Source organism: Hungatella effluvii (assembly GCF_003201875.1).
GTDB classification, from domain to species: Bacteria; Bacillota; Clostridia; order Lachnospirales; family Lachnospiraceae; genus Hungatella; species Hungatella effluvii.
Genome location: NZ_QJKD01000003.1, coordinates 595,416 through 607,747, shown reverse-complemented (window position 1 = coordinate 607,747; position 12,332 = coordinate 595,416). Strand labels below are relative to the sequence as shown.

Sequence of the window (12,332 nt, the reverse complement as noted above, 5' to 3'; positions counted from 1 at the left end):
GATGAAACACAGAAGCTGAAATACAGCGTTGAGTACTATGTAACTGGAAATAATACAGCATTTGACAAGCTTGAGAACCAGGAAGTGTTAGTAGCGGATCCGGTAGTCAAAGTAGTAGCGGACAGCAGTAAAGTACCGGCTGGTTATACAAGAGATTATGTATCTCCGAAGCTTCCAACAGCGATCAGCAGTTCCAACAACGTTATCAGGGTATACTACAAAGTAGACGAGACACAGAAGCTGAGATACAGTGTTGAGTACTATGTAAAAGGAAATGATACAGCATTCGATAAGCTTGAGAACCAGGAAGTACTGGTAGCGGATCCGGTAGTCAAAGCAGTAGCGGACAGCAGCAAGTTGCCGGCCGGCTATACAAGAGACAGCGTATTACCGGAGCTGCCGGCAACGATCAGCGAGACAGCTAACGTCATTAAGGTATACTACAGAGTAGATGAAACACAGAAGCTGAAATACAGCGTCGAGTACTATGTAACCGGAAATAATACAGCATTTGATAAAATTGAGAATCAGGAAGTGCTGATAGCGGATCCGGTAGTCAAAGCAGTAGCGGACAGTAGTAAAGTACCAGCTGGTTATACAAGAGATTATGTATCTCCGAAGCTTCCAACAGCCATCAGCAGTTCCAACAACGTCATCAGGGTATACTACAAAGTAGACGAGACGCAGAAGCTGAAATATAGTGTCGAGTACTATGTAACTGAAAATGACACAGCATTTGATAAGCTGGAAAATCAGGAAGTACTGGTGGCCAATCCTGTAGTCAATACAGTGGCGGATAGCAGTAAAGTGCCTGCTGGCTATACAAGAAACAGTGTATTGCCGAAACTTCCGACAATGATCAGCGAGTCTAACAACATCATTAAAGTATATTACAGTGTAGATGAGACGCAGAAATTGAAATACAACGTAGAGTACTATATAAATGGAAGTGCTACGGCCTTTGATAAGATTGAGAATCAGGAAGTATTAGTAGCCGATCCTTACGTCTTATATGTAAAAGATAGTGCACTTGTTTCGACGGGATATGTCAGGGATAAAGTAGAGCCACTATTACCGGCAAAAATAGTACATGATGGAGATATTATAAAAGTGTACTACAGAGCCAGAACTGATTTGTACTCAGAAATAAATTATTATTATGATGACAGAAAGACAGATACCCAAAAAAACAATAATGCAGTATTTGATACTGGTATACTTGATGGTGTTAAGGTAGAGACGGAAGTCACTCATATTGATGGCAAACATTATGTTTTGGACAGAATCGAAGGCAAGGACAAAAAAGTAACAGTTAACCCGACTGAGAATATTGTTAATATTTACTATGCACTTGACGAGAAGGGGACTGGTACAGATCCAAATAAGCCGGATAATATTCCAGATAAATATCAGATAACTTTTACGTATGTTGCGGGTGAAAATGGTAATGTGGATGGCCAAAAAGAGGAAGTAATTACCAGAGATCTGGATGCTGATGGAAGTTTTAGTTCAATAAATCCAGCTTATCCAGGCGCATTAATAAAAGCAAATGCAAATAACGGTTATAGCTTCCAAAACTGGACATCGGATGAAGTGGGGATGATGGCAGGAAAGCCAGTAAGTACATTTGCTGATGAAGCAGGTATTAGAGAGGCAGGGTTTATTACAGATACAGTGTTTACTGCACACTTCAATGCGAAAGAAGATACTTCATACAGAATTGAGTATTATTATGAAGTTCAGGGACAGTATCCAGCAACTACAAATAACTACGAAGTCAGAACCGGTAAGACTGATACAACCGTGTCTGCGACCGATAATGACAAAATAAAAGCTGGATATAAGTATGACACTGAGGCCGCTAACGTTGTGAGCGGAGTTGTTAAAGGTGATAATAGTCTGGTCTTAAGACTGTACTTTAAACAACAGTTTACAGTAACGTATCAGTCAGGTAATCATGATTTCTTTGAAGAACAGGTAATTGGCGAGAATTCTTATGGTGATAAGACACCAGTATTTACCGGAGAGATGAATATAAGAGGCAATTATGTATTCAATGGCTGGTTGCCAGTTATCGCTGAAAAAGTAACAGGAAATGCAATTTATGTAGCACAGTGGCGATATACGGGAAGTAGTGGCGGAGACACCGGTGGTGGTGGAAATACACCGAGCGATAACAAGCCATATGTTCCGAATGGACCTGGTGATACAGTGACTATCGAACCAGGTGATGTACCATTAGCAAATGTGCCGGAAAGTGGTCATGCAGATAATTTGATGCTGATTGATGATGGTAATGTACCGCTTGCAGGTTTGCCTAAGACTGGCGACCGTTTTGGAACAAATACAGGTTTAGTAGCTTTACTTACCGGGTTCTTGTTAGCAGCATTTGCAGCGCTGAATAATAAGAGAAGGGAAGAAGAAAATAAGTAACAACAGAAGGGCAATCGATAAAAAGAGATGGTCTGGTAGCGTTAAGTTGCCAGACCATCTCCTTTTTATTGTGGCTTTAGCCAGATGAGTGCCCAAGGCGCGAAATATAAACCACTCACTATGCGGGTACGCGGTGATAGATCAACAGTTGGTGTGGCAAAGAACAGCATATAAATAATGTGAAAATGTGTATCAATCCTGTTTTTTATCAATTATTTAGCTAGAGGTAAATATACCTGATTGCCATAAAAGTAATAACTGCAATCATAATGTTGAATAGCCAATAAATTAGATAACAATATAAAGCACCCTGAGACGTGGCTAGTAGCAAAGGCTTTTAGCCGCAGAGCAAATCACCCGTTTGACGGGTGGTCATGATTCTTAGCAAAGTAAGCGTTTAAATGTAAATGGTAGATAGGTAAGCGCCTAAATTTCGGATGGTAGTTCTTATGGTAGGCAGTAGTTTTTTGCTTTAATCTCTACGAGTAGTAAGGAACTGCGAAAGTTATTATGAAGAGCCGTGTGCGGGAAAGCCGCACGCACGATTATGGAAAGGAGTTCACATTGTAAGGTGTGAATTTACTAAACAGACAGACGGCGGTCTAGGAACCATAAACCTATGTGAGAACCAATGACGCAGCACGCGTGGAAACGTATGAGAAGGTGCTGGATGCAGTTTACACAAACAATACAAACTATGAAGTAACCGTAAAACTCGGCGACTTTAAGATTAAGGAAGCGAAGGGCCCGGAGGTAGAGCTTAAGATCGTCGGAGGAAGCTGGGTCTATGACGGAGCTGCCCACGAGGCAGCCGCTAAGCTTGAGCATGCACCTGGGTATACGATTTATTATAAGGCTGGAAACGGTGAATGGACTACCGAAGCACCAAGCGTCACCAATGTAGCGGATGGAACCGTAACGGTATCTGTGAAGGCGACTAAAACCGGTTATGAGGACTTAACGGCTGAAGATGTAACGATTCGCATAACAGCAAGGCCGGCAACCATTGTTGTAGATAACAAATCCAAATCTTATAGTGACATTGACCCATTATTTACGGGCCAGATTCAGGGATTGATATCCGACGGAGATTTAGGGACTGTAGTTTACCACAGACTTGACGCGGATAAGAACAAAGAGGCGGTTGGCGCTGACATTACACTGACTGCAAGCTACAGCGATAATTCCAACTATAAGGTAGAGGTGAAGAACGGTAAGCTGGATATCATTGCATTAAATACGAATACCGTTAATGTAACCGGAGAAACTGTAACGTATGATGGAAAAACACATGGACTGAGAGAAGTAACCGCACTGAAGGAAGGCTCCACGATTCTTTACTCCGTGGATAATCAGAACTTTAGTGAGACAGTGCCTGTCTTTACAGAAGCGGGCAGTCACACCGTCTATGTGAAGGCTGTTAATCCGAATTATCACGACACAGCCGTTGTAACAGGTATTGTAATCATTCAAAAGCGTGCATTATCCATTACAGCAGCCAGTGCGGAAAGAAAATACAACGGAACAGAATTAACCGCACCGACCGCATCGATCACAGACGGAACTCTTGCAGACGGCCAGACACTGACGGCAGTTAAAGTGACAGGTTCACAGACCTCAGTTGGAAGCAGCGAGAATATAGCCAGTGATGCAGTTATCATGGCAGATCATGCAGAAGTAACCTCCAACTATAATATCACTTATTTAGCAGGCACTCTTAGAGTAACCTCAGGCAGCAGCGGAGGCGGTGGAGGCGGAGGCGGCAATACTCCGAATCCTGATAAGCCGTACGTGCCGGAGGGGCCTGGAAGTGATCCTGGAACAGTAACGATTGAACCGGGCGACGTACCGTTGGCAAACTTACCTGAAAGCAGTCCGGCTGATAACTTAGTGCTGATTGATGACGGCAATGTACCGCTTGCAGGTCTTCCGAAGACCGGTGATCGTGCAGGTGCACACGCAGGATTAGCAGCACTGCTGTCCGGATTCCTGCTGGCGGCATTTACAGCGCTGAGCAGTAAGAAGAGGGAAGAAGAGAAGTAAAGATTTCGATACGAAATGTGTTGTTATGCAAATGGCGGCGGCCTGGCAGATGTTATAATCTGCCAGGCCGCCGCCGTTTGTAGGAATTGATTGCCGAGCTTCTTATTTTCCCGTTAAAAGCTCCACCTGCGCTACTACCTGTCCGATGTACACGCTCAGCGGCAGCTCCTCACAGCCAACCACGTAGTGATTGCATTTGTTCACCGGAATCAGGATTTTCTTAGCCTGGCTGGAGCCGATGGCTTCCGCCATGACCGGAGTGATCTCGCCGAGCAGGGAGTTCGGGATTACGATGCCGATGGGCCCGATAATAATGTCTGCGCTGCGGCTGGCCACGACCACGGGATTTTCACCGGTTGCACCGGCGTCCGCACCGGCTTTCAGCATGGAGGAGGTGGCAATGGAGTTGGTTCCGATTGCGGTTATTTCAAGTTCCGGATGGTACTTTTTTAACTGGACAATAACGGCGTGTCCCATCTTGCCGCCCTGCCCGTCGATTACGATAATTTTCATTTGTAGGTTCCTTTTCAATGATATACGATTTTCTTTTTTATTATAAAACATTCCTGCCCGGTTTACAAGAAAAGGGTATGAATTTTGAAGTGGCTCCCTTTTCCCTGTTTACGGAAGGGCTTACTTTGTAGTATAATATGGAATTATAAATCCGATAAAAATTACCCGGAATCGCAGATCCGGTAATCTGATAACCAATAATAATGTACATAGACCAACAATTACAAAAAACAGGAGGAATACATCATGTATGTAGAAAACAAAAATGTTCCGCTTACAGACTTAGGCGGCGGTGTTGTACGGAAGGTACTGGCTTACAGCGAGAATTTAATGAATGTGGAGCTGAAGTTTGAAAAGGGAGCGATCGGTGCAAAACACAGCCATCCCCATGAGCAGATCGGTTATATCATATCCGGTTCCCTGTTGTTTCAGGAGGAAGGCAAAGAAGACAAAGTTCTGGTAACAGGAGACAGCTATTACGTCGAACCGGATGTGGTGCACGGCGTGGTAGCGTTGGAAGAGACCATGCTGCTGGATATCTTTACACCAATGAGAAAAGATTTCGTGGAATAAAGGTAACAGTTCAGCCTTCGATTCCGGCTGCCGCTGTCCGGCCCCGCGCTTTCGTTTCCCGGACCTTTCCAGTTCCGGTTTCGGGCATAAGCATTTCTAAATGTGCAGGATTTTTCTAAAAACCAGTGAAAATCCCCAAACTCGCTGGGCTCAGACAGGTGGGGATTTCCCCTGAACGAAAAATTCTGCGCATTAAGAACTGCTAATGCCCTGCAAAGTCACAGAAAAGGTCCGGGAAACGAAAACGCGGGGCCGGACAGCGGCAGCCGGAATCGAAGGCTGAACTGTTACGAATAAAGAACCATAACAAGGTAGAAGTCCGGGAAACAGTTTCATTTCCCGGACTTCTACCTTATTTTTCCTTATGAGGCAGTCTGCCGCGCAAGAAGCGTTTCTTTAATTTACTCCAGTTAAACGGTATCACTGGATAGATATAGCTCTTGCCTGCGATCGTCTTGTTAAATACGACAGCGCAGACGGATAGTATGACTCCGATGGCAAATCCCCAGTAATTAAAGAGGGCGGTGAGCACCAGCAGGATCATTCGCATGAATTTAAATGCATATCCCAGCTCGAAGCTGGCCTGGGAGTAGTTGGCAATGGTCACGAAGGCCATATAGAGCATGGTTTCACTGTTAAACCAGCCGGATTTTACGGAGTATTCACCCAGGACGATACCGGCGATAACACTGAGCGGTGTGGTCAGCATGCTGGGCGTATTGACAGCGGCCAGCCTCAGACCATCGATGGCAAATTCCAGTATGAGAAGCTGGAAGATGAGCGGTACGTGAGGCGGTTCTGACAATTGAATGAACTCCAGCCAGGAAGGGATGACATTGGGATTCTGCATCAGCAGAAGCCACAGCGGCGTTAAATAAAGCGTCAGTACAGAGATTGCCATACGCGAAAGACGCAGGTATGATCCCGTTACCGGCGGGAAATAGTAATCGTCGGCTTCTTCAATAATATCGAAGACAGACGATGGCAGGATCATGGCGGCAGGAGAGTTATCTACCAGAATGATGATGTTTCCCTCCAGGATCGAGGCGGCCGCAGTGTCGGGACGCTCGGAAAATTTAAACTTCGGAAATGGATTGTACCATTTATGTGGATAAAGGCACTCCGCAAGGCTTTCCTGGTTCATAGTCAAAGCGTCGACCTCCAGCTTGTTGATCCGGTCTTTGATCATGGCCAGGAGATTTTCATCGATCCGGCCCTGCATGTAACATAGGGCGATGTCTGTGTGGGAACTTTCCCCGGCGCTGGTGATCTCCATGGTGAGCTTTGGATCACGGATTCGGCGGCGGATCAGGGCTGTGTTGAAAATAAGGGTTTCCACAAACCCGTCACGGGAACCGCGAAGTACCTTGTCTTTTTCAGGCTCAGACACGCCGCGGGCCGGATAGGTGCGGCAGTCAATGGTGAAGCAGCTGTCATACCCGTCGATGAACAGGCACGACACGCCCATGAGGAGCTGGCCGATCATTTCGGAATCACTCTTTACCAGTCCAACCTCTCCGTAGGGAAGGTATTTCTTGGAAAATGCGTGAGCGTCTTCCGGCATGGAGTCTTCCTTCAGCGTCGAAAATGCCTGGAGTATTTTGAGCCATACCTCATCTTTGGTGAAGCCATCTATAAAATAGAGACAGGCCTCCCGCCCACCCACATGGATGACTCGGTAGACTACGTCGAAATTCGTGTCCACATTTAATTTTTCTTTCAGATAAGACATGTTATCAGAAAGCTTACTGGAAAAGTCCATATTATGGTCTCCTTTTTTTACTGTTTTGGTAGTCCGCGGATTATGCGGCAATGAAAGGGAATTAGCGATATAGAAAGTATGCGCATTTTTGATGAAAATATGTTTCATGAAAACATGTACGCATGACAAAGACGTTTTTGCATACATTGTAGAAAAAATTGCGATAATGATTCTTCCAGCCCGGCCCTTTTTTGGTGAAATACACTAAAATGATTGACTTTTTCCATTATTGATGTTATGATTGTCCATGTGAGAAGCACAAAGGGGTGCCTTGCGTGTATGATTTCAGGCATGGGGATGCCAAAATTATAAGAACTTAATAATGTGACGGTTTTAGATCGTGACGAAGGACTGCTTTCTGTGGGGGATAAGCAGTCCTTTTTTTGTAGTGGAAAAGTACTCCTATTACATAAAAAGCCCTCTGGGCAGGAGGCGCACTGTGCGCCAAGAAAATATGGCTGCTGAAGCGACCGCGCTCCGGCGCGCGAGCTCGGCTTGCCGGACTCTTTCCTGGTCCCTGGAAAGTTTATGATCAAGGAATCACAGCAAGTAAAATCAAGCATGAATTGCTCCTCGGCTTTATAATAACGGTAGGGTGGTTGAAACAAGGAGAACAGACGAATGTACGAGTGGCAGAAACAGATTCAAATCTTTGTCGATGAAATTGACAAATGCATCAAAAATTATAACGATGAAGCTTTGACACTGAGCTTTCTTTCCCGCAGTCTCGGTTATTCCGAATTTTATACGACGAGAAAATTTAAAGAGATATCGGGTATGCAGTTTCGGGATTACTTAAGGCTGAGGAAATTAGCCTTTGCACTAAAAGAGGTCCGGGACAGTGATAAAAGCTTTTTGGATATTGCGCTGGATTATGGTTTTTCGTCAAATGAAGCCTTTACCAGGGCTTTTAAAGGGACTTATGGCATGACGCCCAGTGAATACCGCAAAAAACCGAAGCCTGTTATTTTGCGTACAAAAATAAACCCTTTCGACCGCTACTTATTAGGATTAGGAGAAATTGGCATGATGAAATCTACCGATGATATTAAAATTTATTTTGTAACTATACCTGCACACAAATTTCTGCACATTAAAAATTATGAGAGTAATGGGTATTGGGATTTCTGGCAGAAACAGAATCTGATTCCGGGCCAGGATTACGAAACCATTTGCGGTTTACTCGACAGCATCAAGGGGAAATTAGACGATGAGGGCGGAAGCGAACCTAACTGCGGAAGCGGCCAGATCATGGCTTATATTAACGACCCGGAAGGCAGACTCTGCGACTGGGGAATCCCGCGCACCGAGTGTCACGGCGTACGGCTTCCTTATGATTATAAAGGTGAGATACCGCCGCAGATGCTGTTCATTGATGTTCCTGAAGCCGAGTATGTCGTCTTTGAACACGGCCCCTTCGATTATGAACAGGAAAACCGCAGTGTTGAGGAAAAGATTGAAGCGGCAATGGCTTCTTTTGATTATTCCGGCACCGGCTGCAGCTTTGATACCACACCGGGCAGAATCACATACTTTTACTTCAATCCGGAACAGTATTTTAAGTATATCAGACCGGTGAAAAGGTAGAGGAATGTCTACATCAGTGCGGCAAACCGGATCCCATCGTACGTAAAAGAATTACCATATACAAAGAGATCGGGATTTTCAAAGATGAACTGAATGAAAAAGATAATATTCAGATCAGGGTGCAGTGAAGTTCGCAGAGCCTAATGGCGGTGTGCCTTCAGAAATTCAAAAAAACCGCCGGAACCTAATCGAATAAGGATTCCGGCGGTTTCGCCATGGAGACAACAGGGCTCGAACCTGCGACCTTCTACACGTCAAGCAGATGCTCTCCCAGCTGAGCTATATCTCCATATCGCTATTTTAATCGAAAGGAGCAAAAAAATCAATAGCTAGAATAAAATTTTTTAAGTTGTCTTAATTTATATTGATGGAAGTGACAATTTTACATATAATAACATTAGTGCGTGCTTAAAAATTCATTTCCAAACACGCTCTGGACTGCTTCAGAACAGACAAGGAGAGGAGTTTTTTACTATGTGGAGGAAGTTAAGAAAGAACAGGCGTTTTCGGATATTTATGACGACAGTGGCGGTCATCGGTTCGGCGCTGCTTCAGACATTTGTTATTCAGGCGTTCATAAGGCCCGCGGGGCTGCTGTCCGGCGGGTTTACCGGAATTGCGATCCTGATTGACCGCGTGACGTCCCTGTTCGGAATCAATCTGTCAACTTCCCTGGCCATGGTGATTTTGAATATTCCGGTGGCCTGGGCCTGCAGTAAGAGTATCAGCCGGCGGTTTACATTTTTTTCCCTGCTCCAGGTATTTCTGGCCAGTTTATTTTTGAAAATCTTTCACTTTTCACCGATCTTCGAGGACGTGATCCTGAATGTGATCTACGGAGGCGTGCTGTATGGTTTCTGCATTGTCCTGGCGCTGAGAGGCAATGCCTCTACAGGCGGTACGGACTTTATCGCCCTCTACGTATCCAATAAGACGGGAAATTCCATCTGGACGTCTGTATTTGTGGGAAATGTGGTGCTTTTATGTATCTTCGGAGCTATCTTCGGATGGGATTACGCGGGATATTCGATTCTGTTTCAGTTTGTGTCCACGATGATCGTATCCACCTTCCATCACCGCTATGAGCGGGTGACACTGCAGATTACGACCTCCAAAGGCCTGGAGATGACGGACGCCTATGTAAAGATCTTCCGGCACGGAATATCCTGTGTGGATGCCATCGGCGGATACAGCAAAAAACACATGTACCTGCTTCACACCGTGGTGTCTTCCTACGAGGTGGCGGATATCATCACCCTGCTTCATGAGGTGGATGAGCATGTGATCGTCAATATGTTCCGGACCCAGCAGTTCTACGGCGGCTTTTACCGTGCTCCAATGGAGTAGGCAAGGCCTGGAGCGTGTTTAAAAATTGCTTTCTGACACACTCTAACGGTTCCGACTCCGAAACCCATACCAGTGGTGTTTCTTCAGCTTGGAAAACCAGTTAAAATAGAAGAAGAACAGGATCGAAGTGATGACCCATGTCAGCGGATAGCTGAAAATAACGGTCTGAATCGTCGGACGAAGCGGTACCGCAGCCCAGATCCAGACGACACGGAGTGCACAGACGCCCAGACAGGTGATAATCATGGGAATCCAGCAGTCGCCGACGCCTCGCAGAGAACCGGAATAAATCTCGATGCAGACGTAGGTGAAGAAGGTCGGAACCAGATACTGCAGGATCTCGGTTCCTTTTTCGATAACCGCCGCGTCCGTGGTAAACAGCAGATAGATATAGCTGCCGCCGCAGTACAGCAGGACGCTTAACAGGAAGGTGGCGGCAAAGCTCATGGCCAGACACACGCGAACTCCCTTGTGAACCCTGTCCTTTTTCCCGGCACCGTAGTTCTGTCCAACGAATGTGGTAACGGAGATGCCGAAGGCGTTGATGATCATCCAGAACACGCTGTCGATTTTTCCGTATGCGGTCCAGGCGGCTATAGTGTCAGTTCCGAGCGCATTGACACTGGACTGGATTATCACGTTGGAGGCGGAGTACATGACAGACTGAAGACCCGCGGGGAATCCGATCTGGATAATCCGCTTCAGCATGTCCAGATCCAGCCGAATAGACCGGGGGATCAGATGGTATGACTCCTTCGTCTTCATCAGCACGATGATGACCAGTACGGCGCTGACCAGCTGGGAGATGATGGTAGCCAGCGCGGCTCCCATGACGCCCATATGCAGGTAGACGACGAAAACGATATCCAGTACAATGTTGGTAAAACAGCTGGCAATCAGGAAGTACAGCGGCCGTTTCGAGTCCCCGATCGCCCGCAGGATACCGGCGCCCATGTTATAGATCAGGTTGCCGATGACTCCCAGGAAATAGATTCGCATATACAGAACCGCGTGATTCAATATATCATCCGGCGTACCCATGGCAGATAAGGCCCACGGCGCGCCTGCCACACCGATGACCATAAGCACGATGCCTCCGGCAATGGAAAATGCAATCGACGTATGTACCGCCCTGCTCACCCGGTCCGGTTGTTTCGCACCGTAAAATTGGGAGATAATTACGGTGGCACCGGAAGAAAGTCCTACGAAGAACCCCACAAGAAGATTGATCAGGGTTCCCGTAGGACCTCCTACGGCTGCCAGCGCTTCCTTTCCAACGAACCGCCCTACAATCACGGCATCGGCGGTGTTATAGAGCTGCTGGAAAAATGTTCCGAATAAAATTGGAAAGAAAAACAGAAGAAGCTGTTTCCAGATCACTCCTTCTGTAATTTGATTCTGCCCCATGACACTCTGTGTCCTGCTTTTCTGACTCATATCCCGTTCCTCTTACTGTAAAATAATTATGTATTCTGATCTCATTATACAGGGAGAAAAGAGAAAACACAATCCCCATACCATATTCTTATTTTGCAATTTCGGCTTTAGTCAGCGCCGTGTCGACTGCTTTTAAGAGGACGGTGGATGTGTATCGTGTCTCATCGGAGTAGGAGATGTTTTTGGTGGACTGATTTTTTACAATCTGCTCCGAGAGTGTGTCCATGGCCGGCTGCATCAGCGGATACATGGTGGTGACCGCTTCGCTTAAGGGAACGAGGGTGACCGATGTAATCTTATCCGCATCCACGGTTACCTGTACGTTGACATCCTGGTTATTCAGCGTGATCGCGGAAGAGTAAACTCCGGGCACATAGGTGGCCACTTCTCCGGAAGTGGGAACGGTATCTTTTTTCGGCCGGAACATGATGAGAAACAGGGTGATTAACAGTATTCCGAGGCCGACAAAGATGGCGGTGTAGATGATTTCTTTCATCCGCAGTACAACAATTTTTGTTTTAGAGCTCATATTAAAATAAGGTCCTCCGAACGGGTTTTGATATAATGTATTCTGCTTGGGGGCGGTTTATGAATAGACGGCAAAAGAGAACTGTTGTTCTGAAAACGATGGACTTGT

At 45.9% G+C, this 12,332-nt stretch carries 9 protein-coding genes and 1 tRNA gene; 5 read left to right on the top strand and 5 right to left on the bottom strand.

Annotated features, from left to right (window positions below; genetic code table 11):
- Nucleotides 1-2,433 (top strand): doubled motif LPXTG anchor domain-containing protein (locus tag DFR60_RS08595; protein ID WP_146218586.1); only part of this gene is annotated, 2,433 nt, incomplete at its 5' end.
- Nucleotides 2,434-3,054: 621 nt separating this feature from the next.
- On the top strand, nucleotides 3,055-4,476 hold the full coding sequence (locus tag DFR60_RS30310) for a doubled motif LPXTG anchor domain-containing protein (protein WP_167437551.1): 1,422 nt from the start codon (nucleotides 3,055-3,057) through the stop codon (nucleotides 4,474-4,476).
- 102 nt (nucleotides 4,477-4,578) lie between these two features.
- On the opposite strand, the gene DFR60_RS08585 is transcribed toward DFR60_RS30310, so the two are convergent.
- Nucleotides 4,579-4,989: a DUF3842 family protein gene (locus DFR60_RS08585; RefSeq protein ID WP_110322518.1), complete on the bottom strand. Its 411-nt coding sequence runs from the start codon at nucleotides 4,987-4,989 to the stop codon at nucleotides 4,579-4,581.
- 246 nt (nucleotides 4,990-5,235) lie between these two features.
- Here DFR60_RS08585 and DFR60_RS08580 point away from each other — a divergent pair, with 246 nt between their 5' ends.
- Entirely contained in the window at nucleotides 5,236-5,562 is a 327-nt protein-coding gene (locus DFR60_RS08580) for a cupin domain-containing protein (protein WP_110322517.1), read from the top strand.
- A 352-nt stretch (nucleotides 5,563-5,914) separates the two neighbouring features.
- On the opposite strand, the gene DFR60_RS08575 is transcribed toward DFR60_RS08580, so the two are convergent.
- The gene (locus tag DFR60_RS08575) at nucleotides 5,915-7,324 is read right to left on the bottom strand and encodes a spore germination protein (protein ID WP_029466790.1); all 1,410 of its coding nucleotides are present in this window, start codon (nucleotides 7,322-7,324) and stop codon (nucleotides 5,915-5,917) included.
- A 621-nt stretch (nucleotides 7,325-7,945) separates the two neighbouring features.
- On the opposite strand from DFR60_RS08575, the gene DFR60_RS08570 reads away from it, so the two are divergent.
- Nucleotides 7,946-8,911, top strand: a complete 966-nt coding sequence (locus tag DFR60_RS08570; RefSeq protein ID WP_110322516.1) for a helix-turn-helix transcriptional regulator — start codon at nucleotides 7,946-7,948, stop codon at nucleotides 8,909-8,911.
- Nucleotides 8,912-9,127: 216 nt separating this feature from the next.
- On the opposite strand, the gene DFR60_RS08565 is transcribed toward DFR60_RS08570, so the two are convergent.
- Nucleotides 9,128-9,200, bottom strand: a tRNA-Val gene (locus DFR60_RS08565).
- Nucleotides 9,201-9,385: 185 nt separating this feature from the next.
- Here DFR60_RS08565 and DFR60_RS08560 point away from each other — a divergent pair.
- On the top strand, nucleotides 9,386-10,258 hold the full coding sequence (locus DFR60_RS08560) for a YitT family protein (RefSeq protein WP_110322515.1): 873 nt from the start codon (nucleotides 9,386-9,388) through the stop codon (nucleotides 10,256-10,258).
- A gap of 42 nt (nucleotides 10,259-10,300) precedes the next feature.
- Here the strand turns inward: DFR60_RS08560 and DFR60_RS08555 are convergent, their stop codons facing one another.
- Nucleotides 10,301-11,695: an MATE family efflux transporter gene (locus DFR60_RS08555; RefSeq protein ID WP_110322514.1), complete on the bottom strand. Its 1,395-nt coding sequence runs from the start codon at nucleotides 11,693-11,695 to the stop codon at nucleotides 10,301-10,303.
- A gap of 88 nt (nucleotides 11,696-11,783) precedes the next feature.
- On the bottom strand, nucleotides 11,784-12,224 hold the full coding sequence (locus DFR60_RS08550; RefSeq protein ID WP_002602667.1) for an FMN-binding protein: 441 nt from the start codon (nucleotides 12,222-12,224) through the stop codon (nucleotides 11,784-11,786).
- Between the last annotated feature and the right edge of the window lie 108 nt (nucleotides 12,225-12,332).

What these genes read in the sequence shown, in the direction of transcription:
- DFR60_RS08585 (WP_110322518.1), bottom strand. Translation starts at nt 4,989, where the DNA reads ATGAAAATTATCGTAATCGACGGGCAGGGCGGCAAGATGGGACACGCC.
- DFR60_RS08570 (WP_110322516.1), top strand. Translation starts at nt 7,946, where the DNA reads ATGTACGAGTGGCAGAAACAGATTCAAATCTTTGTCGATGAAATTGAC.
- DFR60_RS08555 (WP_110322514.1), bottom strand. Translation starts at nt 11,695, where the DNA reads ATGAGTCAGAAAAGCAGGACACAGAGTGTCATGGGGCAGAATCAAATT.
- DFR60_RS08575 (WP_029466790.1), bottom strand. Translation starts at nt 7,324, where the DNA reads ATGGACTTTTCCAGTAAGCTTTCTGATAACATGTCTTATCTGAAAGAA.
- DFR60_RS08550 (WP_002602667.1), bottom strand. Translation starts at nt 12,224, where the DNA reads ATGAGCTCTAAAACAAAAATTGTTGTACTGCGGATGAAAGAAATCATC.
- DFR60_RS08580 (WP_110322517.1), top strand. Translation starts at nt 5,236, where the DNA reads ATGTATGTAGAAAACAAAAATGTTCCGCTTACAGACTTAGGCGGCGGT.
- DFR60_RS08560 (WP_110322515.1), top strand. Translation starts at nt 9,386, where the DNA reads ATGTGGAGGAAGTTAAGAAAGAACAGGCGTTTTCGGATATTTATGACG.